This window comes from Acinetobacter sp. 24-47-67 (assembly GCF_056779735.1).
In genome coordinates, this window is sequence record NZ_JBWYIK010000001.1 from 282,179 (window position 1) to 306,981 (window position 24,803).

A 24,803-nucleotide genomic window follows, 5' to 3' on the forward strand; every position below is an offset into this window, starting at 1 on the left:
CTACAAACAGATGATGAGTCCAATGTCTCGATGTCAGACATCAATCTTAGTTAAAAAAGTATAATCAAAAGCAAAAAATTCGTCTTCATACAAATAATAGCGACTATCTAATTTTCATCTTAACTTCGCTCATTATTGATATGAAGATTCATTCGAGGTTCAATCTTCACTTTATTCAGAATGATTAAACTTTATTACATGTAATAAAGTTTTCTTGATTCTGAAAATTTAGCTAATTTTTTTATAAATGAATCGAAATAATCTTTTTCCTTATCTTCAGTTCGAAAACCTGCATATAAAGTACGCCTTAACCCCTCTGGTGCAACGCAATCTAGGCGACGTGAAGTGACCCACCCTTTGGTTTCATATTCGTTTACCACCCAATCTGGTAAAGCTGCGATTCCACGCCCACTTGCGACTAACTGAATCAGCATCTGGGTCAGATCTGTGGTTCGAATATTTTTTGGAAGAATATTTGCAGGAATGAACAACTTCGACATGATATCTAAACGATGTTTGTCTACTGGAAATGTAATCAGCGTTTCATCAGCTAAATCTTGAACAGTAATGTTTTTTGCACGTACCAAAGGATGTGTTGTAGATAAAACAAGTCGTGATTCATATTCAAATACTGGGAAATATTCAACTCCCTTTAATGCAATTGGGTCTGCAGTAATCAACAAATCAAATTCGCCATTTTGTAGCAATTCATGAGGATTTGCTTCAAACCCTGATGCGAAATCTAAATCAACATCAGGATATTGGTTTCGATACTGATTTAATATCGGCATGAGCCAATCAAAACAACTATGGCATTCTGAAGAAAATGTAATTCTGCCAGTTTGCCCATGGATAATACGCGTGATATCGCTTTGAGCAATCTGAACTTGCGGTAAAATTTCATCCGCTAACTGCAACAGTCTTAAGCCAACATTAGAAAAAGTAATTGGTCTCGTCTTGCGGTTGACGACTTCAACCCCCATCCACTGATCAAGCTCACGTAACTGATGAGATACGGCTGAAGGTGTAATGCAGAGATCACTCGCTGCAGCGACTAAAGAGCCATGCTCTCTCAAAGCCAATAGCATTTTCAAATGTTTTAGTTCGATCATATGGGAAAAAACTCAAATCATGATCCCTCTAGGGACATATTAAAATCTTCGCTTTAGCCCACATTAAGTGAGCTATCTAGGCTGATAAGACATTTGGGTGAAATTAAATCAATCCTTTTACAAGGAAGATACTTCCTATGATAACCAACAAGACAGCGAAACATTTCTTTAACATTGCTGGCGATAAGGCATGTGCAGTTTTGGCACCAAATTTTGCTGTTATAAAACTCATCACACTAATGCCAATGAAAGCATAAATATGAACATACCCGATGGTATTCGGCACATTGATCTCAGCAGTCATACCAAAAACCATAAACCCTATAGCACCAGCTAGAGCTATTGGTAATCCACAAGCAGCAGATGTACCGACAGACTTTTGCATCACCACCCCATAACGATTCAGATATGGAACGGTCAGACTACCACCACCTATCCCAAAGAGTGCAGATGCAATCCCAATGACACTACCTGCTGCAACTTGCTGACTTGATGAAGGAAGAGCCATTGTTGAATTAACTGCTTTGTTCGCGCCTGTAAACATAGTATACGCCACCCAAATCAAAAATAAGCCGACCATGATTTGAAGATGTAATCCCGGTAACAAACCAGCAATTCCAGCACCTGCAAAACAGCCGATGGCCATGGGTGGAGCTAAATTTTTAAATACAGGCCATAGCACAGCACCATTTTTATGGTGTGCCATTAATGAGCTAATCGAAGTGACAACGATTGTTGCTAAAGATGTTCCTAGTGCCAGATGCATAATGACATCAGGATCATAACCCATTTGGGTAAAGACAATAAAAAGTAGTGGCACAATAATCGTACCACCGCCTACACCAAACAGCCCAGCCGCAAAACCAGCAAATGCACCGATGATTAAAAAGGTTATAAGTTCCACAATAGACTAACTTTTAAAAAGATGAAGGGATTAAGGGGTTGAATTAAGCGTGTTCCAACTGACCCACTTGATGATAAGCACGGTTAAAGTACACCAAACTTTCTTCTTGATTACTTTGCTTTACTGCAGTCACACGGCATAAAAAAATACTATGTGTACCGACTTGTTGAATAGTCTCAATCTCGCAATCAAAACTGACTAAAGCATCTTCTAAAATCGGCGACCCAGTTTTTAAATCAATCCAATCACCTAGTCTGAAGCGATCTTCTGAGCTGAGCTTGCTTGAAGCAAAAGCATTCGAAAGCTGTTCATGCTGAGTACTCAGTACGTTTACAGCTAAGATTTTATTTTCAACAAAATGTACATGTGAACGAGAGGACTGATTCATACAGACTAATAGTGTTGGCGGAGTATCTGTGACACTACATACCGCAGATGCAGTAAAGCCATGCATCCCTGCTTCGCCTGTGGTTGTAATCACATTTACCGCAGTTGTAAGTAAAGACATTGCATTTCTAAAGTCTGTTGCTTCAATCATCTCTTTCATCTCAAATATACATATGACGTGTCGTACATTAGACAGAACAAATGATCTTGCGACGATTTGCCCTGATTAATACAAGACTACGTTTGATTAAGCTTCTAGCTCTTTACGGACAATGGCAGCTCCAGCACTTAAAGCCTCAAGCTTGCCACGTGCCACTTGACGAGAGAGCGGCGTCATACCACAGTTCGTTGATGGATAAAGCTTATCCGCGTCCACAAATTGCAAAGCTTTACGCAGGGTATTCGCGACTTCTTCTGCGGTTTCAACTTGATTAGTTGCCACATCAATTGCACCGACCATGACTTTCTTACCACGAATCAATTCAATCAAATCCATTGGCACACGTGAGTTTTGGCATTCAAGCGAAATAATATCGAGCTTAGATTGTTGTAGCTTCGGAAATGACTCTTCGTATTGGCGCCATTCATTACCCAAAGTTTGTTTCCAATCGGTATTGGCTTTAATACCGTAACCGTAGCAAATATGAACCGCAGTTTCACATTTTAAACCTTCAAGTGCACGCTCTAGGGTTGGTACCCCCCAATCATTTACTTCATCGAAGAATACGTTAAACGCCGGTTCATCGAATTGGATAATATCCACGCCTGCTGCTTCAAGCTCTAAAGCTTCTTGGTTTAAAATTTTGGCAAATTCCCAAGCCAATTTTTCACGGCTCTTGTAGTGACCATCAAATAAAGTATCAATCATGGTCATTGGACCAGGCAACGCCCATTTAATTGGCTGATTGGTTTGGCTACGCAAGAATTTCGCATCTTCAACAAATACCGCTTGTTTACGAGAAACTTCGCCCACAACAGAAGGTACACTTGCATCATAACGATTACGAATACGCATGGTTTCACGCTTTTCGAAATCCACACCATCAAGATGCTCAATAAATGTGGTGACGAAGTGCTGACGGGTTTGTTCACCATCACTCACGATATCAATACCAGCAGTGACTTGCTCATGTAATGATAATTTCAATGCATCACGTTTTGCCTCAAGAAGCTCTTCCCCTTCGAGTTTCCATGCAGACCATAGTTTTTCAGGCTCAGCTAACCAAGATGGCTTCGGTAAACTACCCGCAGTTGAAGTTGGGAGTAATAATTTCGGTGGTGTAAGTGCCATGTCTAATCTTCTTTCTCTAAATTCGTGAATCTGTATATCAATTGGATGTTTTAAGCAGCTGTTTCGACTTCGAAATTTTCAGCCCATTCATTTAAAATGTCTTGATAAGGCTTAATGAAATTTTCTTCTGTCCATTTACCTTGTTTGACTGCTAACTCAGCACGTTCTACACGGTCATACACCACACGTGTAAGTGAATAATCGCCATAGCTTAGACTTGGTTGATACACCACACCTGCAGGAGAGTTGGTGTTGTAGATTTCAGGTCGATAGATGCGTTGGAAACTTTCCATAGTTGCAATCGCACTGATCAATTCAAAATCAGTGTAATCACGAAGTAAATCTCCAGCGAAATAGAATGCGAGTGGTGCGTTACCACCTTCAGGTTTGAAATAACGTACACGTAAGCCCATTTTGGCAAAATATTCATCGGTACGTGAATATTCATCATTTTTGTATTCCACACCCAAAATAGGATGTACGTTGGTGGTACGGTAATAGGTTTTAGAGGTTGAAACACTTAAGCAAATTACCGGTTCTTTGTTGAATTCTGCTTTAAATACTGCTGAATTCACCAGATGTTTATACAATTTGCCATGTAGATTACCAAAATCTTCAGGTTTTTCACCCACGCCACAACCCAACTGAGGCAATACCACACTGAAGTCATAATCACGCACATAAGATGAGAAGCTATTGCCAATCATACCTTCAATACGTTCACCTGTTTGGTGGTCAATCACCACACTTTTCAGTGTTTCAATAAATGGGAAAGTTTGTCCATTGCCTTCGATATCAATTTCTGCAGAAATGATGTCGATCTCAAGTGAATAGCGATCACCTTTAGGATTATCGACAGTCGCCAAGCTATTAAAACGGTTGTTGATCATCGCAAGTGTACGGCGCAGATTTTCCTGACGACTTTCACCACGAGCCAAATTAGCAAAGTTTGTAGTCAAACGTGTACTTTCTGCTGGCGTATAGTTTTCATCAAAACGGATACGTTTAATTGAACACTCAAATGCTGTACTCATGGAGATTGCCACCTAAAATTTTATAAAAAACTAAATTTCTGAATGGCTGTATTTAAACGTGAATAATAAAGTGAGTAAAACGATATAAATTCAGCTTAAGATGAGAATCCCTCATGTTAAAGCATATTCGCTATTTCAAAGCGATTTAGAATAGATGAGCTAACTTATCCATGCAGTTAATGAGTAGATCACTGGTATACGGATGCGATTCCGTTCACTCAAATGGTGCACAAGTGAATTTATCTCAACCTAACCTTAGAAAATATCAGCTTATTAGAGGTTTAATTATCAACTCAATCTTTAAAATATAGGGTTTAAATTTAAACCTATATAACCATGTCAAACAAACTTGAACGTCAAAAACTGTCTCTCCCAGCAGGTCACGACAAACTTCTACTTCATTCCTGCTGTGCACCATGCTCGGGTGAAGTGATGGAAACCCTGATTGAATCAGGCATCAACTTTTCGATCTTTTTTTATAACCCCAATATTCATCCTGTCAAAGAATATGAAATTCGTAAAGAAGAAAATATTCGCTTTGCCGAAAAACATAACATTCCTTTTATCGACTGTGATTACGATACAGACAATTGGTTTGCACGCGCCAAAGGTATGGAAAATGAACCTGAAAAAGGCATTCGTTGTACTATGTGTTTTGACATGCGTTTTGAACGTACAGCTTTATATGCAGCTGAAAATGGCTTCAGTCTAATAAGTAGTTCGCTTGGTATTTCCCGTTGGAAAGATATGAAGCAAATCAACGACTGTGGTCATCGTTCAGCTTCACATTATGAAGGGATAACTTATTGGGATTACAACTGGCGTAAGAATGGTGGTGCTGTGCGTATGCTCGAAATCAGCAAAAAAGAGGAGTTTTACCAACAGGAATATTGTGGTTGCGTCTATTCCTTACGTGATACTAATCGTTGGCGTATGAGCCAAGGGCGTGATCGCATCAAAATAGGTGTGAAATTCTATTCAAATGCTCTGGATGATCTAGACTGATTACTTCAGTATTTAGCTATAATCTATATAAATAATTAAGCTTATGGCTAAATTTCAAAATCGTTGATCAGATTTTATAGTTCTTAACATATGAATGGTATCGTATGTTTTTAACCATTCACGCTTAATTATTTCGAAACCTTGTAAACACCAAAACTTCTCCGCCGCAGGTAAAAATGGATGTGTATGCAAATACAAGGTTTCTATGCCGTGTTGCTCGGCATGTGTAAATAATAACTGACACAGTTGCGTGGCAATGCCTTGTCGACGATATTCAGGCAGTACAAAAAGTTTGACCACCTCAACAGCACCTTCAGCAATATCCAAATCAAAACGTCCGTCATAGGCACGGTAAGCAAGCGTTGCAATAATTTTGGCTTGATTTTTGACCACGATAAAACAGCCTAAAGGACTGTCCACATAGTACTGCTCAAACTGGGCAATATCTTTTGGAATACAAGCACCATACAGTTCTGGAAATAAAAGCTGCCGTGAATCTAAAGCAAATTGAATGACAGATTGATCAGCGGATTGCAGTGTTTCATAGGATAAATTCATTTTACAACCAAGAATGATCAGGGATAACAATGGTCTTGTCTTGAATCATGGCTTCATGAAACTCCACATCGTAGACGCTTTTTAAAAATTTCGGATCGGTGAGACGCGCTTTTGAATCAGGGCGAATCACTTCATGTTCACGCATAAAGAACAAATGATCGGCAAATAAAAATGCCAAATTCGGGTCATGCATAATGGCGATCACAGTAAAATTCTGCCGTGACAATTGACGCAGTTTTTTCATCAAATAAGATTGATAATAGACATCCAAATGATTGGTCGGCTCATCTAATAAAATCACTTTTGGTGCTTGCACCAAAATACGGGCAATCATCACCAATTGACGCTCTCCGCCTGACAGCTCGGTATAAGGGCGTTCTTTTAAATGTTCGATATCGAGATCAATTAAAGCCTGATCGACCATGTCCCAATCTTGTTTAGATGGACGAAATCGACTAAATGCAGCCCGACCTGTAATCACCACATCTTTAACTAAAAATGGGAAAACCGTTTTATGGAACTGCGATAAAAATCCAAGTAGCGCGGCCCTTTCTTTACCTTTTATGTTTTCTAAAGCTCGACCTGCATAAAGTACTTGCCCATCTGTGGTCTGTTCTAAACCTGCCATCAGTTTAAATAGGGTCGATTTGCCACAACCATTGCGACCTAAAATCACCGAGAACTGATGGGCTGGAAATTCAAGCTGAATATTTTTTAACACGTGTTTATGCCCATAGGCATAGTTCAACTGTTCAATATGAATCATGCCCAAGCCGTCCTTTGTGTTTTGATTAATAATAAGAAAAATGGCGCACCGAGGAGCATGGTGAAAATGCCGATTGGAATTTCAAAGCTCAGTAAAACTCGTGAAAAATTATCAATCAGCAGTAAAAAACTACCGCCTAGAATCATGTTGGCAGGAATACTGTAGCGGTGGTCAGGGCCGACCAGCATGCGCACAATATGCGGCATAAATAGTCCGTATAGACTGATAATGCCTGCGGCAGCTACTGAAGTGGAGGTGCATAGCGTCACCAATACAATCAGTATGAGTTGCTCCCACTTCGGATTCACCCCCACCGCTTGTGCTTCATCAGCTCCCAATGCCATCAGATTCAAGCGCCAACGCATGGCGTATAAGCCCATTAAAGCCACCGTAATCGGCACAACCGCATATTGGACTTTCTGCCACGATGCCTGATGTAAATTCCCCATGGTCCACTGCACGATCGCTTGTAATTTAAAAGGATCACTTAAATATTGAATAATGGTCAGTCCTGCTAAAAACAGACCTGAAACAATCATGCCGGATAAAATCACCATCACCAATGAAGTTTGGCTTTCATGCTTTTGCTGGGCAAACACATAGGTTAATGCCACTGCACATACGCCAAAAATAAACGCCGATAAATTGGGCGATAACCAACTCAAAGATAATGCTAGGGCGGCACCAAAGGCGGCACCTGATGAAATCCCCAGCACATAGGAATCCACTAAGGGATTGCGGAACAAAGCTTGCAAGCCATTGCCGGCTGTTGCCAAAGCAGCCCCGACCATAAAGGTCAATAAGATGCGTGGTAGGCGAATATTGAAGACAATATTTTGCATCAAGCTAAATTGTTGCGCATCAAAATACGCTGTACCCAACATCCACTGGATAAACCACAGTGCATAATCCCCTGCGCTTAATGTTTGACTCGGTCCTAGCAACAGCGACATAAAAATCAGTAGAATCGGCAATGGATAAAACCAGGTGTATTTCAATTTTGCCTTATTCATGACATCAACTCCTTGGCAATTTTCTGACCATAGAGTTTCTCTAAAATTTTGAGTTGCAAGGCTTCAACTGCTAAGTCTGAGGTGTCAGGGTAAATGTGATGATGCAGATAAATCGCAGTCACAAGAATTTTGATGGTATGTGGGTTATAGATAAATGCAGGGCTGAGATTAAACACTTTCTGTTGTTGTACTGCTTTTAGACCTTGCAATTCTTTACGCTGATAAATCAGGTTTGGGTCGGTATTCCACAGTACAATATTGTCAGGATTCCACTCAATCAACGTTTCTGGATTGACATTCGGTTGATTGGTCTCCGTTTTAACCACGTTGTAAGCCCCTGCCAATTCAATAAAATCATTGGTAATCGATTTACGGCCTGAGGTTGAATAAATTCGTCCACCTGACCATGCGTAATATATTGATTGCTTATATTTTTGCTTTGAGGTTTTGAGTGCCACTTCAGCCAGAAGCACATCTGAAAAATCCAGAATTTCTTTAGCCCGTTGCTCAGCACCTGTAAGCTGTGCAATTTCATACAGCTCTTCTTTCACCTGATCGTAAGTGCCTGATTCCATCACATAGACTGCAATACCAAATTGTCGAAGCAATTGAATGGTTTGTGTTTGCCCACTACCTAAAATCACCAAATCTGGCTTTAATAGCATTAAGCTTTCAATGTTGGTGGCATTTGAGCCTTGTGAAGGTGTAGCGAGTTGCTTATTGGCAATACGTGGATCCATTTTGGAATAAGCATGAAACAACAAGGTCTGTAAATAGACCTCAGCAGGAATCCCCACGACCTTTGCACCCTGCCCCAACATATATAGCCCGTCTAAACCTGATTCAAACAAGGACACAATACGCTGTGCTGGCTGAGCTAGGCAGACTTCGGTCTGTGAGCTATCCATCACACAACGCGATGTTGGGCTTTGTATTTTTGCTGGTATCGGTTGCTCTGTTGCCGTACAAGCCAACAGTACACAGCTCAGTAAAATGACAATAAATCTTTGCATTAATATTGCCACTGTACCGATAACGCTGCTTTGATCGGCTCACCGGGTTGAATCCATACATGGCTATAACTGGATAGATAATATTCTTCGTTTAACAAATTATGAATATTCAATTGATAGCGTAAATTTGGATTTGCTTGGTAATAAGCCCCAAGGTTCAATACGGTATAGGCAGGTAAGCTGAAACCATTAGCCGTATTGGTTGGGCTGTCTCCACTCCGTTGCCCGACATAATGGAGATTGAAATTTAGACCTGCTGCATGTTGCGTATTTTGCCAAAGGTCATAACTTGCCATGACATGTGCACTATGTTTGGGTACGTTGCTCAGTGCTGAGCCTGCAGGTAACACATCATCTTTGCTGACTTTGGCATCCATATAGGCGTAGCCTGCTGACACCATCATCTGGTTATTGATACGATGGTTGAAGTCAATTTCGAGCCCTTTGCTTTTCACTTCGCCAACCGCAGCTTCAAAATTGGGGTCAATTGCATCTGTCATCAGGACATTTTTTTTGGTCATATCAAACAAGGCGATGCTAAGCATACTGTGATCTTGCGATTGGTATTTCGCGCCAATTTCATAGCTTTTCGCTGTTTCAGGTGCAAACGTCTCCCCTGTACGACCCATGCCATTATTCATGGAAAAAGCTTCGCCATAATTGGTATAAAAAGACAGTGCTGGTGTAGGACGATAATTCAGACCAATTCGTGGGCTAAACTTTTGTGCTGTGCTCTCATCTTTGAACTGCGTGCGATGATTGATAAAGCGCTGTTCGACACGATCTAATCGACCACCGAATAAAATATTCCATTGATCATTAAAAAAGACCTGATCTTGTACATTCACAGCCATGTACTGCTGACGTTCATCCGAATTGGTATGTAAAGGCAGTTCAGGGCTAAATTGCCCATAAATAGGAGCGTAAATGTTGATCCAATTGGGCTGAGCAGCCGAGTGATTGAGACGCAATTGACGTTGCATAAAATCTAAACGCCCTGTTTCTACACCGAGTACAAATTCATGCTGAACATGACCGAGTTGCAGTTGGCCAAGTACTTCAGCTTGGAGCAAAATATCATCGGTCTGATAATCACGATGACGACGCTGACGCTCTAGCGTTTCTAAGTCTGCTTGTAATTTGCGTGGTTCTGTCGAATAGCCCACCATCTGGGCGTCTTTATAACTGATCGCAGCATTCATCTGCCATGCGTCATTGAACTGATGCTTTAATCGAACTTGATAGAGATTGTCTTTGACGCGCATATCATCATCAGAAGGCTCACCGGTAAAGGTCTTTGGATCCATCAATAACTGGTTATTTACAGCCGTGATACCACGGTCAAATGTGCCTAAATGCTGGGTAAATTCAGTATCTAAATGCACTTGGGTATTTTCAGATAATTTCCATGAGAATTGCGGTGCGACAAATAAACGTTGGCTACTGACATGATCACGGAACGACTGATTATCCTCAACTGCAACTGCCATTCGATACGCCAACGCATCGCTGATTGGCGCAGTCTGTTCTAGACTTAAGCGATATTCATCTTGTGTTGTCCCACGAAGATTAAGTTCTGTTTCAGACGTCCATTTCGGTTTTTTTGTGGTGACATTCAATGCCCCACCGACCTCACCACGTCCATACAGTGCGGCACTGGGACCTTTTAAAAAATCCAGTGATTCAATATTGACCATATCTTTAGGTGCAGAAATGCCACGATTGACACTCAGCCCATTACGAATGGCATCCACACCCATATTGGGATTGCCTTGAAATCCCCGGAATGAATAATTATCCCAAAAGCCCCCACCATAATTATTTTGATGCAGTACCCCACTCACGATGCTAAGGGCTTGATCCATGCGCTGAATATCTTGCTGCTGGATGATGTCTTGCGACAGATGACTTTTACTAAACGGGATATCAAATAGATCATGCTGAAATTTGGTAAGCGCTTGAGCGTGCTGTGTAGATTCTGAGGCTAAAGCTGTGCTGACATAAATCGTATCTAGGGTTTTGACCTGATCTGTTGCAAACACCCCTTGATTGATGCCAGTTAAACCTATTAATAAAGTTACACGAGATCTCAAAAAAACTATCCTCATTTATACGCACAATATTGATGCGTTTACAAATATTGAATTCAAATTGGTGCACTATTCATTAAATCTATGCACTAAAACTAAGCAAATGTTGTTCTGGCATCGCTGGATTAGTTTTGTGTACATTCTTGTATACAAGATATGAATTAGAGGCAAAAAAAATGCCAATTTTTTTAAAATTGGCATTTTTTTAATAATTTATCCTAAACAGTCGAAAATATTTTAAGAGTAATTTTCTTCACGTCCTCAATACTATGTAAGACATGATGTTCTGCTAAATGGATCGCCCCATCAGCATCACGAGCTAAAATACATCTAAGTATTGCAGCATGATCTTGATAAGCATGCTGGATATCGAATTCACGCATGGCGCCTAGACTGAGCACAATTCGGATTTTTTCACTGATTTCATGATGAATCTTGGCGATTTGACGATTTCCTGCAGCTCTAACCAAGGCACAATGAAAATCTTCACTTTGCAGCACCAATGCTTGGGTGTTCTGGTTATAGTCCTGTTCGTCTACAAGCCATAATCGCTTTAAATTCTGTAATTCTTCAGATTGCTCATGATCCATTACGCATAAACGTTTAACAGCCTCTTTTTCCAAGATCATACGTAAATCAAAGAGCTCCTGATAAAAGGTAAAATCTAAAGGCTTAATTTCCCAACCACTGCGGAAATGCACATTCACATAGCCTTCCTGTTCAAGACGATACAGTGCTTGCCGTGTTGGGGTACGGCTGACCTCATACTTTTCAGAAAGGTCCGTTTCAGTAAAACGTTGTCCAGGTTTGAGCTTAAAGCTAAAAATATCATCTTTTATTTGTTGATAAATCACATTAGCTAAATTGCCAGTGCCTGACTTAATGGGCGTTATGCTCATCCTTAATTCTCGTTTTACATCTATGTAATAAATAAATAAATTATAGAGTCATCATGAGAATTTAAGAATCAGTAAATGTTGATATATAGGAAAATAGATTAAATTTTGGCTTGAAGATTTATACGATAATTTAATTTAAGCCCCTATATAACGTTAATTAATAATTGAATTTCAATACTATAAATCAACTCATACAAGAAATTGAACACACTCAAACTTTTCCCAAAAACCAATTTTTCCAAGAACTGGTTCCACGAACTTCAACGGGTACGGTTGCAATCAGGGTATCTTTTAAAACGTCAGTTTGTCCTACAGCTTTGGCTAATCGGGCTTTTACAGAGTGAATGCATTCACGATCTCCAAACTCACATCGATCTAATGTGGTGCCACCGCAAGGGCCATTTGCAAGTCCTTTAGGACATGTTTCAGGGCAAATATATAAAGTATCAGCCAATCTACATTGACCACAATTTTCGCAGCCCACAACCATATGTTTTGTCTTAAATTCGCTTTTTAACAAAGTTTTTGATGCTAGCTCGTTATTCCAAAAGGACGCTTTAAAAATAAACCTACCTACACCTTTAGAGATTTTGGACTCAAAAAGGGCTTTATGCATGACATGCAAATGATGATATTTAATCAGCTGACCTAATGTCGGTTGACGTGCATAATAAGTCAATTCTGGAACAAACTCATTTCCAGTCTTAATCTGCCAAAGAGATTTCCACCGTGCTTCTAGTTCCTCCAAATCATCATCTTGATATTGCTCAATATAATTTTGAAGAATCTTCTGTTCTTCTGACTTTTCACATGCTGAAAGATGAACACCATTAAAACCTAAAAGCTTACACATCAATATTTGTATGGCACACCGCTTATACGCATTTTCAGCCAATCCATTCTGTTTTTCCTGAGCCAACACTCTCAACATATAAGGTGTAATCACAATACCAGCGACTTTATTTTTCACTATAAAATTGGCCCGTGCCAAGCTCAGTGGCATAACGCAAGCCAGTATTTTTTGTTTGTAATGGTAATGCTTTAGGAAAAACTTTAGCTGTTTTAAGGCATCCATGTCATACCCTAATTGGGTAATAATAAAATCTGCGCCGGCTATAACTTTTTTATGTAATTTTAAATATTGAGCATAATGCTCAGCCTCAGTATATTTAAAGGGATTAAATGCTACACCTATATTAAAGCCACCATAATTCTTTGCGGACATCACTGCATTAATCGATTCTAGATATCGGGTACGTTCAAATTGATCATTCCCATCACTATGCTCTTTAAGCTTATCACCAGTGATCAAAAGTAAATTTCTAATCTGAGCTGAACTAGCCTGATGAAGAAATAACTCAAAATCCTTAATATCACGACCTTTCCCTGAAAAATGCAAAACTTTATCGATTGATTTTGGATAATCCTGACTTGCTTCAAGGGGTGCCATATCGTCATCCGATTGGACACGATCGGCAATGGCTACAAAGGCTGGAAAGCCCGCTATATTACGTGTGATCTGTTGGCTTTTGGTTGAGGTTAAATACTCTACTAAAATACAGAATTTTTGAAGTTCTAAGTGTTGAAAAAAATTAAGCATGTGTCTTGATTGACCGGATTTTTTAGACTGCAATCATCTTCTAAATCCAAATGAATAGAATTCATGCACTTATTCAAGGATTAACAGAATTTATTAAATTAGATGTAACCCATTTCCAAGTTATCTATTAAATTTAAATAGCTTGGGAAAAATCGGCTTTTGAACAAGATTGTAAAACAACCATTAAATTTGATTAAATCAGGATATTCTATCTTTGAACTCTTTGTGCCCTAAAGCTCATTATAAATAATTGATGATTTAAGCTGTTATCATTTACTTACCAAAATTTAAAAAAAAACCACTTACGATTAATGCACGTAAGTGGTCGTTTTATTTGGTGGGCCCAGACAGACTTGAACTGTCGACCAACGGATTATGAGTCCTGAATTTTACCAATTTACCACTATTTATCAATGTTGAAAAACACACTAAATATCTTATTAAATTAAACACTTAATCAAATACAGCATTTATTTGTGTTGACCGTTATTGGATTAATTTGCTTACATAGTGCTTACACCACCCCTGATGTAAACACTTGTAAGCAAATGAAGCTCAAATTTACGACCGCCAAGGTCTTAAAACTTGAAAAGCCCACTGATGGCAAAAATCAAATTTTCTATTGGGACCTAGATTCACCTGGTCTTTCTGTTCGCGTCACTCAAAACGAAAATCGATCTTACATCTTTCAAGGACGTGCTTCAGGTAAAAGTTTACGCATAACCATTGGTGATGTAAATGTTTGGTCGCTTGATGATGCGCGAAAAGAAGCGAGACGACTGCAGCAGCTTTGTGACCAAGGTATTGACCCTAGAAGAAGCAAGGCTGAGGAAGATCAAAAGAATGATGAATTTTCTCAATCTAAGCAAAATGAAAAAATCACGTTTGGCGATGTGTTTGCAGAATATGTAAATGCAAATAAGCATCTGTGGTCGGATCGCCACTTGAGAGATCATATTGAGCTATCACATCGTGGTGGTGAAGAAAAAGTACGCGGCAAAGGTTTAACTGTACCTGGTGCTCTCGCCTCAATGTTGGATATCCCACTTGTTAAAATCACATCAGACACTCTGATCGATTGGCAGACCAAAGAAGCCGAGACACGACCAGGGCGTGCAGCACTTGGCTTTAGAATCGCGAGATCATGTATAAATTGGTGTCAAGAGCATGACATCTATATGCATTTAATTGACGCTAAAGTACATCAAGCCAAACGTGTACGTCGAGCTGTGCCGGTATTAAAGCCAGTTAAAAATTCTGTACAGCGAAACCAGTTAAAAGATTGGTTTTTAGCGGTCAATGACATTCAAAACATTATGCATAAGACATTTTTACAGATCAGTATCTTGTGTGGTCCACGATCTGAGTCAATGCGATCACTCACCTACTCACAATTAGATTTTAAATGGAAAACGATTTCTATATGGGATAAGGTCGAGCAAGAAGATCGTATTATCCCTATGACCCCCTATGTGGAAAAATTGTTTAAAAAACTCCCAAAACACCCCGAGTTAGACTTTGTTTTTTGGTCAGAACAGTCTAAATCGGGTCATATTACTGATATACGAAGAAGCTACTATGCAGCTTTAGAAGAAAAAGGCTTACCGAAATTTACTATCCACGACTTACGTCGATCATTCTCAAATTTAGCTGAATGGCTCGAAATACCAACTGGTGTTGTAGCTCAGATTATGGGTCATAAGCCAAGTGCTACTGCAGAGAAACATTATAAGGATAGACCGGTGGATCTATTGAGATTACATCATACAAAGATTGAAGAATGGATTTTAAAAGAGGCAGGAATGGAATAATGAAAACATGGACCTACTTTTATATAGAACACGCGATTAAGAATGGGGAGATTTTTAGGAAGGAGCCTGGGTGGGGTTTGGGTAAATTGGAGATTAGCAGTGAATAAATTTTTTAGTTTTTTTGATCGCGGTTTAACTTGGGCTGATCTGCTTTGGAGATTGGTTACATTTATCATTGTTCTTTTTGGTGGCACTACAGCGGCTTTACTTGCAAAAGCATCTGAGCTATTTAAAGGAAGCTCACCTTTTGTTTGGCTGACAATAGGGATATTTTCCACTCTTATTTTATCTTCAGTTTTTTGCTTAATAAACATTTCTCGCAAGCAGGCTGCTAACGCAAAATACTTGTCCTTGTTGTCTTCGCCTATTTCAACTATAAATCCGCTTATGAATACTTTTGAGGACAAAATTATTAAACTCTCGGATTTGCAATTACCCTTAAATCAAATTCATAAGTTTAAACATTTTAGGCGTTGTAAAATTGTTGGACCTGGAACTATTGCAATGCTTGGAGGAACCTATAGTAACTCAGGCTTTATAAATTGCGGGGATATAATTATGGTTCCAGAAGATACCTTTTTGACAGGCGTTATTGGTTTAGATAGTTGTACCATAGAATCCTGTGAGTTAATCGATATAACAATTATTACTCGGTCCAGTCCGGAAAATATTGCAGCATTTAAGGGGTTAAATTCAAGAATTATAGTTGGGGAATTTAGGTAAATACCCCTCAAAAAGCCTTCACACATATCCCCACCTTCACATTCGTCGTAATCGAATGAGCTGTGCAAGCCCTCATTTAGAGGGCTGATGGATTTTAATAAATGCTTTAACTTTAGCTCTACAATCTGCGTATTGCTCAGAAGTATCAACAATCCAAATTAATGCCTCACCCATTTCGCCAGTCTCCAATTGATTTAAATCTTGGCAATCAGTCAATAGGCTTGCTGGAATTTGCGGTAGCGATGGCGGTTTGGGCGATACGCAAGCCGTCATCAGTAAACTTGCAATCAGTGTAAATGCGGTCAGTAATGATTTTTTGAGTCTCATGTCGAATATCTCTAAATTCAATTTTGATGTTGTTGCGTTCGGCTTCGAGTTCGTTTTCAACAATGAATACTTTTGCTTTCCAAGCCTCTAAAGCGCTTTGGTAGGCTTCATTAACTTTGTTTATTCGCTCAACACATTCTGCATCAGCACCATTAAATTTGTTTTGCCAGTGGCTTACACGCCATGACTGAACACCAAGCCCAATAAGTGTGAGTAATAAAAAAGCCGTCAGAGCAATAATGACGGCTTCGTAAAATTTGGCGATGAATGTTTTTATCATTAACCACCCCACTTCTTATAAGCATTTGCAAGTTTTGTGTTGTAACTATTTTTTGCATATGCTGGACCATTATAGCCACGCGCAAAACCCTTCCAGTCTTTACGCTTAAGCTTATCAATCAATCCATTGACTTTAATATAACGACACATTGCTTCAAGCTGTGATTCTTCATCCTTATACATTGCATTAATAAATGCTTGTAGTGATGCATACCCTAAAGCTTTCCAATGATAGCCCATGACTTGCCCTAAACCCCAAGAACACGATTCTAGTGCTACTTCACGATTCAGTTTTGATGCTCGCTCAAGTTTGCTGTGTTGCTGTGAAAACTTGCCATAATTACCAGAAATAGGATTGCATAGGTCGGGATGTGTTTTAGACCATTCCACAGATTTTGATAGCCAGTTTATTACGCGTAATCGTTGATAGAAAACATGACGCTCATAAAGAATGACTGGTGTTCCATCACTATTAAACCCAGAGCTTTTACATTCAACCTCAATTACCGCACGCAAAGCAGCATACTCAACGCCAAGCAATGCAGCTTGATTATGAATTTGTTGGGTTGTTATCTTTTTTGACATTTAAATCAACCTTATCTATTTTATCACTGACGTAATGAGTACCTTTAAAACCAATTGCAGATGAAACACCCACTGCAACAATTTCAGGTATTCCAAACCAAGTCATTACCGACCAAGCGCCGATGGCAAATAAACCACACATAAAAGCTTCAAGCCAGTCTGCCTTGCCGTGTTTTCTAGCCGTGCGAAAAATCGCCATTAAAAAAGCCATCACGAAAGACGCAATGGCTGTATAGAATGGCTCAAGTGACGCAATGACTATTTTTAAGTCATCCATATATTCCCCATAAAAAAAAGGGCGCCTATTCCTAGACACCCATATGTAAATTTTGTAGCTGTGGACGCAGCAACCGCTGCATCAACTGCTAACTGCGCCTTTTCGGACATAGCTTCCTCAACACTAAAATTAAGCTTAGATTAATTAAAGAACAGGGTTGATATAGAATTTTGGGTTTATCACGGATTCTGCAGCAAATAGCGTAACGTAGAATACAAGCAATCTGCTTGCTGAGCTGCTGATATCCATGACGAATGAACTATGTCGGTCGTCATGGGGTATTCATCCATCCAGCGCTCTAAAACACGTTCTTTAACTTCAAGTCCATAATCATTTACAACTCTGTCTGTCGCTTGTTCAAGCGTCATCCCCTCTTGAACATACTTATTAATAAGCAGATTCTTAGCATCAACAATACGCTTGTATGGTTCACGGTATGGGCGAACTTGACGACTTCCGTAAATATTGTCAGTCCATATACCGGTCGCAGCAATAAATACTTTTTCTGCATATTCAGGTTTTGTAAACTCTTGAATCAATGCTTCATAGTATTCAATGTTCCACTTTCTACGTGCATCCATCGACCAAAACTTACTACCCTGCGTTGGCATAGAAACAATGAACACACAGTTAGGAAAGTCTCTCCACAATAAATCTAGCATAACCTTGATTCGAGCAATGATATTTGGAGTTGAGACCCCGTTCGCATAATCATTGACCCCCATAGGGAAAATGAAATAATCAAACTCATCATTTGCATTAAAGTCAGGGTTCGATGCAGCAAGATTCGCCATGTAGTTCTTAAAATCAATTCCCGCACCACCAACCTTGTTAGGGTTCCAGAAGGGGGAAGTGCTTGTTGTGAAATAAGTAACCTGCTGCCCACCGTAACCTTCAGCTAAACAATTGATTGTGCGATTCTCTTCAGGAGTATCACCGTAAATTGTCAAAGGAAAATTCTTTGTTCCAGCAAATAGCATATTCATGTCACCTTGCTGCTCGAACAAATCTTTCAGATAAGGCGCAAACGAAGTCTTGCGTATAGATGAATCAGGTTCAATCTGAGAATCGCCGCAAATCATGGTGATTTTCCTACGCCCTGCACCATTGTTATTTGGTACAGATATAAGATCAAAGGTTCGCTTATTTAAAGCAACATAAGAGTTTAGTTCTCTAATCTCTGCTGTAATTGTTTCTGTTAAACCTGCTGTCGTTGGAGTCCACTGCAAGGCTCGTTCAGTCTGAAATGTACTGTAGATAAAAGGATTTGTTAAATTTGATGCAGGTTTAGCACCTTCGTACATAAACAATTCCGTAGTCGAGTTAACTGGATTTGCTCTAAAATTATCGTAGTACAGGTTCATCTGCACACCCACAGCGACAGGAATTAGCGGCGGCAAACTTAAATTGGTATTCACTTGTTTAGTAGTTTTTGGCTCACCACCAGCCGTCATTATAAATGTTGCATATTTACCAGCGGTCAAATTCTTAGAAATGTATTTGGCACCTATTGGTATTTCTGAAGGTGAAATCGTGACATTACCAAACTTAGACAATGTTCCAACTATTGAGTATTTATCATCAAAGAAAGAGATAACACCCGATTCAGTATCATCTGTTTGAATTGTTACAGGATAATCTGAATTGAACGATACTGGTGATGTTAAACGGTACTCTGCAATATACTCATAAATCGGGGCATTAGCACCACCTGTTCTAATTCTTCCGGGATGAAGCATGTAATTTTGAGTAGACATTTCATACACAACATCTGTCGGTTGCGTTGGTTTTGTAACATGAAGTTCATCAACTACTGTATATAAAGAAAATTTAACTTGCGAAACATCCGTGACACTTTGCGGGGCTACATTCAATACAATGTATGCTTTATGCAGCGTGTTTGATGCAGTGGGAACGGGGTTTGTACCTGGATTTACCAAACTTAAATCGCCAGACCCCATGTATAAATTCTTGTTCTCAACTTCTGATCGATTAATTTTTACTACTTTCTCACCAAATTCAATCGGGATTCGCACATGAAATCCTCCTGCCACCACGCCAGACTGGTAGTAGCTTCCAGCCAGTAGCTCAATATTTGCTTCAGAGTAGTATTTTTTCTTCCGAAAAATAACTGGTTTAGACAAAGTTTCACTTAGCTCATCTATTGTCTGAGTTACTACAAAATCAACTTCCTGAGTTGTTGTAATATTTGTATTTAATCCGAGATATGCGGCATTTGCAGGGATGTAAACTGCTTGCTCAGCTAGACCTGTCACATTTCTGCGGTTTGTAGCCACAATTGCTTGCCCATTTTTGTCAAACCAGTACATCCCTCCATATTCTGAAGCTGAGCTAATACCAGTCACATACACATCAAAGTTTGGATTAATTGGAATGAGTTCAGTACACATTCCTGTAGCTGTTGGATCATAAAATCCTTCAACAGTAGAAAAATATCGTCCTGCTTTTCGTGCAATATTGTTTTTATTGTGCACTTTTGTTTGAGGTGTTTTGAGTAACGAATTATTGTTCGTATAACGCTCAGCATGAATAACTGGATCAAAAGCGCTTTTAGTTAAACTTGACGCTTCGGATGTGGCCTTATAATAATCCCCGCCTTCCACTACATCACGAACTTTAACAGTCGCATCAAGCGGAATGTTTGCAATATCAGCATTCGCTTCTGCTAAAGTATTGTATGTTTTAAAATAACCACCACGTAGGCGAATTTCTTCTACGACTTGGTCTGTGGCTTGCTTAGCTTCTCTTGCAATCATTGGGAGCGACTCAAAAGTATTGCCATAGCGAGTCACTACAATTTTATCCTCTTTAAGTGCTTCACCCATTGTCCCAGCATCAATGATCGTGCCTTCAATAATTTCATCAAAATTCTGAGTCATACCCCACCCATAAAAAAGCCCTCAAATGAGGACGTGGATTAGATTAAATTGTTAATGTGATCAAAGTCGTTTAGATAATAACGACTGTCATAGTTCATAGCTGTTATTGAGCTTTCCAAATAACCTGAATTGGACTTTTCCATGATTAGGAATGCCTCACTCTCTGCTTCTGTATCAGGTGTAATTGAGTATTTAGCCCCTTCATCACTCTGATCAGCCGTAATTAAAGGCATGATTGGAAGCCTACCTAGAATCAACTCACATTCATCGTTACCTTGCGTCACACTCATAGTCTCGACACTGCGGTTGATGTGCTGGATGTGAATTGTGTAAGACAGATTTGGATCTAGATTTGTAGGTATCGAAACACGAATGGTTTGTAAATCCCACTCCACAATCTCGCCACTCAGTAAGCCCAAATCAAGATTATTCAACATCTTGTAGAGCTTTCGATCATCAGTCACGGAGATGCGGTCATTGATTGTCACCAAGTCAGCTTCACCATAAGCTGTAAAGCTCACAGTTCGCTTGTGATGCTTCATCTTGTTCCAGGCTCGATGACCAATGAAGTGAGCTTGAAACTTGTTGGTCACACCATTCAGTTCGATCTTTTTAGGGTTTGAAATTAAGTCATTTGGAATTTTGACAGTCTTTTCAATCCATTCGTCATCTGGATCTTTCCAAGTGATTTCAACCCCATCAAACTCACGATTTTTTCCCCATTTTCGAGATCGAGTCTCGGTGAATGGCTTTTTATTTGCGTGGTTAAAAAGAATGGCTGAGTGCGGATTTAGCTTTTCAAATCTAAAGTGAAACTTAGATCCCTCTCGTCGAGCATTAGAAAACACACATGAAGCAATCTGTGCCAAGCTCTCCTCATATGAAAAGTTAGATTGATCAAATGTATAGTTGAATTCCGTCGATTTTGGTGTGCCAAAATAACCTTCAATTTCACTCTGCGCTGAATACAACCCCTCAACATCAAGCGTGCTGATATCTCTACGACCAATCAGTGGATCGGTATGCAGATGACAAACGATGTCAGCAAATCTTGTTGTGGCTATCCGTGTAATTGATTTTTCGCCAGTTGAGTAACTGTAAAGCTTGCTGGTGAGTTCTGCATTTAATTCACGCTCTTTAAGTGATAATGCGCCAGTTGTTGCAATAGTTTTACTACGAACAATAGTCACATTCTCATAAACCAGCTTATCCATATCTTTAACTAAAAACACAGATTTCAACTTTGCCTCTGTTACAGGTGAGTTTCGAGTTTCTGCACGAACCTTAGCTGCTCTAAATCTGACTCGATGTGTGCCTACTGGTAAATCAATGGAGATAGTGCGGGCAATTTGATCTCTTGTTGCATCCTGCACAAACATAACTTCTGTAATAGTTGGTCCAAGTTTATTATTGTCCACATCGTAAGCTTCGCACTGAACATGCATTTCTGCAAACGCATGTGTAAATGCACCTTTGTTGGTCACGTTTGAAATACCATTTGGCATAATGATATTAAAAACGCATTTCTCAGCACCGTCTAATTTGCCTTCAAACCAACCAACCCACTTATTGTTTAATTTCTCAATTTGAATAGGCGTATCGGTTAGCAACCCAAGAGTGGACCCATTGTTAAATGTTGGCAACTTTAACCAATCGCTATTAATTGATGAGGCGTTTGTCAGCTCTAGGGTTGTTGATGTCAGGCTGGCAACAGTGTAATAACCATCTAAATCCATCACATTTGATGAATTTAATAACTCCACACCCACGTTTAGGGATTTTTCTGAATCAATATGTGTCCAACTTGGGTTCACTGATTCAGGATTATCTAATGTCAATGTGTAGATAAAATTTGAGCCACTTGTTGTTTTGGTTGCTGCTGAAATTGAATAAGTTCCAGATAGATCAAAATAAATTCTCTGAATTTCTTCTTCGAGTGTTTCAGCATTCGTAACTGTTATATCTTTATAGGCTGTCGCACCAGTAATGGTGACAGTTTTAAAAGCATCTATTCCCGATATGTCTACTGGTCTTGTGAAAACCAACTGATCATATTGATTAAAATTAACAGCACCCGATGTAATCAAACCTTGAGCAACAAATTCAGCATAGTTGATCGATACACGATCATTAACAGCGAATAATGATGTAAAATCTGAGCTTGTTGAATGAATTATTCCACCGCTGGTAAAGTACACTCCACCTTCAATCATCACCTCATTTGGCTGCTCTAACGACTGCCCATTCACAGAACTTGAGCGTACCGCCAAAGGTGGTTTATGTGTAAAAGTTTCGCCTATCTGAAGTGCAGGTATGCCAATAATGCTTGTACCGGGATCATAAAAACTAGCTGCAGAACCTTCAATTGCACCTAACGGTGTATTGCCGTCTTGAACCTCTTGTATATCGTAATATCCACGACCTGCACACATTAAGTTTTCTTCAACAGCAATATTGTTTTCGTAATACTCGAATGGTGGCGCAATGAGATCAGGGATTGATTTATCGCGACCCATAATATCTGGAACACGACCGTTTATACGCTCTCGGTTGGTTCGATTTGCTAACTCATTATTAGGCGATCCGCGTGTTGGTGCATCCATGTCTGGCATATTGAGGTAGGTATATAAAGCCATACCTGCCGACACTACAAGAGAAACCACAGCAATAATTGTTGCTGCTTCACCAGCACAACAAACAATATCTAATTCATTGTAACTTGCTAATAATTTAAAGCGCTCTAGGCTTTTTTGATCGGTTGGCGTGATATCGTTTTGACTACACGCAGGGCGTAAAAAAACCCGCGCTTGCGGGTGTTTTTTCTTAATAATCTTGAATGTTTCGAGAGCATCTTTGACTCTCATCTGAGTAAAATCTTGGCTATCAAGTTGGTTTGGATAAATACGCACACGGGTCATAATATGTAAAATCCTTGTAGAACTTTTCTAGCGAAATTTTTGGCAAGTAATGAACACCCAACTCAGTTAGATGTAGAATTTGACCACAATAAAAAAGCCCCACATGTGAGGCTCCCTTTGCATTTTTCATTCGGACAATACAGCCCTGAATCGGCACTTCTATTTCTTTGTTCTTCACCATCGTACGTCTTTCAGCTTTTAGGCCTTCGTGTAATGACGATGTAAAACCAATGAAATTTTGTGAATAATCCAAACCTAAAAGATATGCGGCTGCGTCAATCACAAAATGAACACAGTGGTAAGACGATGAGTATTTTTTACCCAACAATGGATCAATGCTTTTCATAAGAAGAAGCCTCTCAAACCCGGGAATTCTTCGACTGTATAGCGCATGCCAGTCTCATTCATGTTTGCGCTTGGTGTTGAAGCATCAAAAGTGGTTGCCTGATCATCACCAACATCTTCATCTACAAATAAGCCATCTATCACCCATAGGGGTGAATCAAGATTCTCTGAAGAATAACTTCTGTATATAACTTCTGGCTTTTCGTCTGATTCGGCATCCTCAATGATTTTCAGAAGTTGCGGAACTACTTCACCCAAATCACCCACCGTAATTTTGATGGTTTGATCTAAGTCATTGGTGGTAGCACCACGGTCAAGCTGTAGAGGCATAAACTGATAAAAATACTCAAGCCTATCCTCATGCTTAACAGTGACACCATCACCGTGATTACGCACAAATCTTAGCGATTCAGGCCATAAGCTATGTTTAACTTCAACACACTCAAGCATTACAGCTGATGGTGAGGAATCTAAATAAAACTCATTCGTTTCACTCATTGTAAATTCTCAGGCATTACCACGTTAACCAGGTGCTCAAGGAGATTTGAAATATTTGGATTAAAGCCAGATGAGTAATACTCAACAATCGTTTGATCCATAACGGCGTCACGATGGAGAGGTTTAACCCATATATTGAAATTAATCCGTATGTGTTTACCCCCAAGCTGCTGAACTTGTGGTGTTGATACTGAAAACTGACACTCATGATCCTCTAGTTCAAAATTGTCAGTTTTAATAGCCCATAAAAAACGACCTGGCTTGCGTTGCTTGTGACGCCAAAATGCCCAAAAATATTTCTGCTCTAACTCGGTAGAGCATAAAACACTTGCTGAAACCTGATGAGGAACACCTATTGCAAAAGCTCTTTGCCTCGGCATTCCTATACCACGGTGCTGCTCCATCACATTTTGACCAGGTGCAAAGTTATATCCATCCAGCAAAGGACAGAGAACAAAACGATCCATT

Annotated in this window: 24 protein-coding genes; 3 read left to right on the forward strand and 21 right to left on the reverse strand. The window is 39.6% G+C overall.

The annotated features are described in order from the left end of the window. Positions 1-194: 194 nt before the first annotated feature. From AC1M9K_RS01415 to AC1M9K_RS01435, 5 genes are all read right to left on the reverse strand, one after another. Entirely contained in the window at positions 195-1,112 is a 918-nt protein-coding gene (locus tag AC1M9K_RS01415; RefSeq protein ID WP_092766426.1) for a LysR family transcriptional regulator, read from the reverse strand. 103 nt (positions 1,113-1,215) lie between these two features. After that, positions 1,216-2,016, reverse strand: coding sequence for a sulfite exporter TauE/SafE family protein (locus tag AC1M9K_RS01420; protein ID WP_092766427.1), 801 nt, complete (start codon positions 2,014-2,016; stop codon positions 1,216-1,218). 43 nt (positions 2,017-2,059) lie between these two features. After that, entirely contained in the window at positions 2,060-2,554 is a 495-nt protein-coding gene (locus AC1M9K_RS01425) for a flavin reductase (RefSeq protein ID WP_481588562.1), read from the reverse strand. Between the two features lie 96 nt (positions 2,555-2,650). Continuing rightward, a complete protein-coding gene (locus AC1M9K_RS01430) occupies positions 2,651-3,694 on the reverse strand; it encodes a methionine synthase (protein ID WP_481588266.1) in 1,044 nt (347 codons plus the stop codon). 50 nt (positions 3,695-3,744) lie between these two features. After that, on the reverse strand, positions 3,745-4,728 hold the full coding sequence (locus AC1M9K_RS01435; protein ID WP_481588267.1) for a putative oxygenase MesX: 984 nt from the start codon (positions 4,726-4,728) through the stop codon (positions 3,745-3,747). Positions 4,729-5,064: 336 nt separating this feature from the next. Here AC1M9K_RS01435 and AC1M9K_RS01440 point away from each other — a divergent pair, with 336 nt between their 5' ends. After that, entirely contained in the window at positions 5,065-5,733 is a 669-nt protein-coding gene (locus AC1M9K_RS01440) for an epoxyqueuosine reductase QueH (RefSeq protein ID WP_092766431.1), read from the forward strand. Positions 5,734-5,787: 54 nt separating this feature from the next. Here the strand turns inward: AC1M9K_RS01440 and AC1M9K_RS01445 are convergent, their stop codons facing one another. The 7 genes from AC1M9K_RS01445 to AC1M9K_RS01475 form a co-directional block, all read right to left on the reverse strand. After that, a complete protein-coding gene (locus AC1M9K_RS01445; protein ID WP_481588268.1) occupies positions 5,788-6,291 on the reverse strand; it encodes a GNAT family N-acetyltransferase in 504 nt (167 codons plus the stop codon). 1 nt (position 6,292) lies between these two features. Continuing rightward, complete coding sequence (locus AC1M9K_RS01450) at positions 6,293-7,057, reverse strand: ABC transporter ATP-binding protein (protein WP_481588269.1); 765 nt, start codon at positions 7,055-7,057, stop codon at positions 6,293-6,295. Then, positions 7,054-8,070 (reverse strand): FecCD family ABC transporter permease, encoded by a 1,017-nt coding sequence (locus AC1M9K_RS01455; protein WP_481587080.1) that lies wholly within the window; start codon positions 8,068-8,070, stop codon positions 7,054-7,056. The genes AC1M9K_RS01450 and AC1M9K_RS01455 overlap by 4 nt, the downstream gene beginning before the upstream one ends. Then, the gene (locus tag AC1M9K_RS01460; RefSeq protein WP_481588270.1) at positions 8,067-9,083 is read right to left on the reverse strand and encodes an ABC transporter substrate-binding protein; all 1,017 of its coding nucleotides are present in this window, start codon (positions 9,081-9,083) and stop codon (positions 8,067-8,069) included. The genes AC1M9K_RS01455 and AC1M9K_RS01460 overlap by 4 nt, the downstream gene beginning before the upstream one ends. Further along, complete coding sequence (locus AC1M9K_RS01465; protein WP_481588271.1) at positions 9,083-11,176, reverse strand: TonB-dependent receptor; 2,094 nt, start codon at positions 11,174-11,176, stop codon at positions 9,083-9,085. Before AC1M9K_RS01465 ends, AC1M9K_RS01460 begins: the two co-directional genes overlap by 1 nt. A 215-nt stretch (positions 11,177-11,391) precedes the next feature. Then, a complete protein-coding gene (locus AC1M9K_RS01470) occupies positions 11,392-12,072 on the reverse strand; it encodes a GntR family transcriptional regulator (RefSeq protein WP_035267952.1) in 681 nt (226 codons plus the stop codon). A 211-nt stretch (positions 12,073-12,283) separates the two neighbouring features. Beyond that, positions 12,284-13,672 (reverse strand): methylenetetrahydrofolate reductase C-terminal domain-containing protein, encoded by a 1,389-nt coding sequence (locus AC1M9K_RS01475; RefSeq protein ID WP_481588272.1) that lies wholly within the window; start codon positions 13,670-13,672, stop codon positions 12,284-12,286. A 476-nt stretch (positions 13,673-14,148) separates the two neighbouring features. Between AC1M9K_RS01475 and AC1M9K_RS01480 the strand changes: the two genes are divergently transcribed. Next, entirely contained in the window at positions 14,149-15,483 is a 1,335-nt protein-coding gene (locus tag AC1M9K_RS01480; protein WP_481588273.1) for a tyrosine-type recombinase/integrase, read from the forward strand. A 99-nt stretch (positions 15,484-15,582) separates the two neighbouring features. Then, the gene (locus tag AC1M9K_RS01485; protein ID WP_481588274.1) at positions 15,583-16,206 is read left to right on the forward strand and encodes a hypothetical protein; all 624 of its coding nucleotides are present in this window, start codon (positions 15,583-15,585) and stop codon (positions 16,204-16,206) included. 72 nt (positions 16,207-16,278) lie between these two features. Here the strand turns inward: AC1M9K_RS01485 and lysC are convergent, their stop codons facing one another. The 9 genes from lysC to AC1M9K_RS01530 form a co-directional block, all read right to left on the reverse strand. Next, entirely contained in the window at positions 16,279-16,533 is a 255-nt protein-coding gene (gene lysC, locus AC1M9K_RS01490; protein WP_481588275.1) for an Rz1-like lysis system protein LysC, read from the reverse strand. Next, complete coding sequence (locus AC1M9K_RS01495; protein WP_481588570.1) at positions 16,415-16,813, reverse strand: hypothetical protein; 399 nt, start codon at positions 16,811-16,813, stop codon at positions 16,415-16,417. Before AC1M9K_RS01495 ends, lysC begins: the two co-directional genes overlap by 119 nt. Then, positions 16,813-17,397 carry an N-acetylmuramidase family protein gene (locus AC1M9K_RS01500; RefSeq protein WP_481588276.1) on the reverse strand — a complete coding sequence of 195 codons (585 nt, stop codon included), beginning with the start codon at positions 17,395-17,397 and terminating at the stop codon, positions 16,813-16,815. The genes AC1M9K_RS01495 and AC1M9K_RS01500 overlap by 1 nt, the downstream gene beginning before the upstream one ends. Beyond that, positions 17,363-17,674, reverse strand: coding sequence for a phage holin family protein (locus AC1M9K_RS01505; protein WP_481588277.1), 312 nt, complete (start codon positions 17,672-17,674; stop codon positions 17,363-17,365). The genes AC1M9K_RS01500 and AC1M9K_RS01505 overlap by 35 nt, the downstream gene beginning before the upstream one ends. 179 nt (positions 17,675-17,853) lie before the next feature. Then, on the reverse strand, positions 17,854-20,574 hold the full coding sequence (locus tag AC1M9K_RS01510; RefSeq protein WP_481588278.1) for a hypothetical protein: 2,721 nt from the start codon (positions 20,572-20,574) through the stop codon (positions 17,854-17,856). Between the two features lie 38 nt (positions 20,575-20,612). Then, positions 20,613-23,492 carry a host specificity factor TipJ family phage tail protein gene (locus AC1M9K_RS01515; protein WP_481588279.1) on the reverse strand — a complete coding sequence of 960 codons (2,880 nt, stop codon included), beginning with the start codon at positions 23,490-23,492 and terminating at the stop codon, positions 20,613-20,615. After that, a complete protein-coding gene (locus AC1M9K_RS01520; RefSeq protein ID WP_481588280.1) occupies positions 23,458-23,838 on the reverse strand; it encodes a hypothetical protein in 381 nt (126 codons plus the stop codon). Before AC1M9K_RS01520 ends, AC1M9K_RS01515 begins: the two co-directional genes overlap by 35 nt. Continuing rightward, the gene (locus AC1M9K_RS01525; RefSeq protein WP_481588281.1) at positions 23,835-24,335 is read right to left on the reverse strand and encodes a DUF1833 family protein; all 501 of its coding nucleotides are present in this window, start codon (positions 24,333-24,335) and stop codon (positions 23,835-23,837) included. The genes AC1M9K_RS01520 and AC1M9K_RS01525 overlap by 4 nt, the downstream gene beginning before the upstream one ends. After that, complete coding sequence (locus AC1M9K_RS01530) at positions 24,332-24,802, reverse strand: hypothetical protein (protein WP_481588282.1); 471 nt, start codon at positions 24,800-24,802, stop codon at positions 24,332-24,334. Before AC1M9K_RS01530 ends, AC1M9K_RS01525 begins: the two co-directional genes overlap by 4 nt. Position 24,803 lies beyond the last annotated feature (1 nt).

Excerpts from the sequence above, each read along its gene's own strand:
- AC1M9K_RS01415 (WP_092766426.1), bottom strand. The coding sequence starts at position 1,112 with ATGATCGAACTAAAACATTTGAAAATGCTATTGGCTTTGAGAGAGCAT.
- AC1M9K_RS01425 (WP_481588562.1), bottom strand. The coding sequence starts at position 2,554 with ATGATTGAAGCAACAGACTTTAGAAATGCAATGTCTTTACTTACAACT.
- AC1M9K_RS01430 (WP_481588266.1), bottom strand. The coding sequence starts at position 3,694 with ATGGCACTTACACCACCGAAATTATTACTCCCAACTTCAACTGCGGGT.
- AC1M9K_RS01435 (WP_481588267.1), bottom strand. The coding sequence starts at position 4,728 with ATGAGTACAGCATTTGAGTGTTCAATTAAACGTATCCGTTTTGATGAA.
- AC1M9K_RS01440 (WP_092766431.1), top strand. The coding sequence starts at position 5,065 with ATGTCAAACAAACTTGAACGTCAAAAACTGTCTCTCCCAGCAGGTCAC.
- AC1M9K_RS01445 (WP_481588268.1), bottom strand. The coding sequence starts at position 6,291 with ATGAATTTATCCTATGAAACACTGCAATCCGCTGATCAATCTGTCATT.
- AC1M9K_RS01450 (WP_481588269.1), bottom strand. The coding sequence starts at position 7,057 with ATGATTCATATTGAACAGTTGAACTATGCCTATGGGCATAAACACGTG.
- AC1M9K_RS01455 (WP_481587080.1), bottom strand. The coding sequence starts at position 8,070 with ATGAATAAGGCAAAATTGAAATACACCTGGTTTTATCCATTGCCGATT.
- AC1M9K_RS01460 (WP_481588270.1), bottom strand. The coding sequence starts at position 9,083 with ATGCAAAGATTTATTGTCATTTTACTGAGCTGTGTACTGTTGGCTTGT.
- AC1M9K_RS01470 (WP_035267952.1), bottom strand. The coding sequence starts at position 12,072 with ATGAGCATAACGCCCATTAAGTCAGGCACTGGCAATTTAGCTAATGTG.
- AC1M9K_RS01475 (WP_481588272.1), bottom strand. The coding sequence starts at position 13,672 with ATGCTTAATTTTTTTCAACACTTAGAACTTCAAAAATTCTGTATTTTA.
- lysC (WP_481588275.1), bottom strand. The coding sequence starts at position 16,533 with ATGAGACTCAAAAAATCATTACTGACCGCATTTACACTGATTGCAAGT.
- AC1M9K_RS01495 (WP_481588570.1), bottom strand. The coding sequence starts at position 16,813 with ATGATAAAAACATTCATCGCCAAATTTTACGAAGCCGTCATTATTGCT.
- AC1M9K_RS01500 (WP_481588276.1), bottom strand. The coding sequence starts at position 17,397 with ATGTCAAAAAAGATAACAACCCAACAAATTCATAATCAAGCTGCATTG.
- AC1M9K_RS01505 (WP_481588277.1), bottom strand. The coding sequence starts at position 17,674 with ATGGATGACTTAAAAATAGTCATTGCGTCACTTGAGCCATTCTATACA.
- AC1M9K_RS01510 (WP_481588278.1), bottom strand. The coding sequence starts at position 20,574 with ATGACTCAGAATTTTGATGAAATTATTGAAGGCACGATCATTGATGCT.
- AC1M9K_RS01515 (WP_481588279.1), bottom strand. The coding sequence starts at position 23,492 with ATGACCCGTGTGCGTATTTATCCAAACCAACTTGATAGCCAAGATTTT.
- AC1M9K_RS01520 (WP_481588280.1), bottom strand. The coding sequence starts at position 23,838 with ATGAAAAGCATTGATCCATTGTTGGGTAAAAAATACTCATCGTCTTAC.
- AC1M9K_RS01525 (WP_481588281.1), bottom strand. The coding sequence starts at position 24,335 with ATGAGTGAAACGAATGAGTTTTATTTAGATTCCTCACCATCAGCTGTA.
- AC1M9K_RS01530 (WP_481588282.1), bottom strand. The coding sequence starts at position 24,802 with ATGGATCGTTTTGTTCTCTGTCCTTTGCTGGATGGATATAACTTTGCA.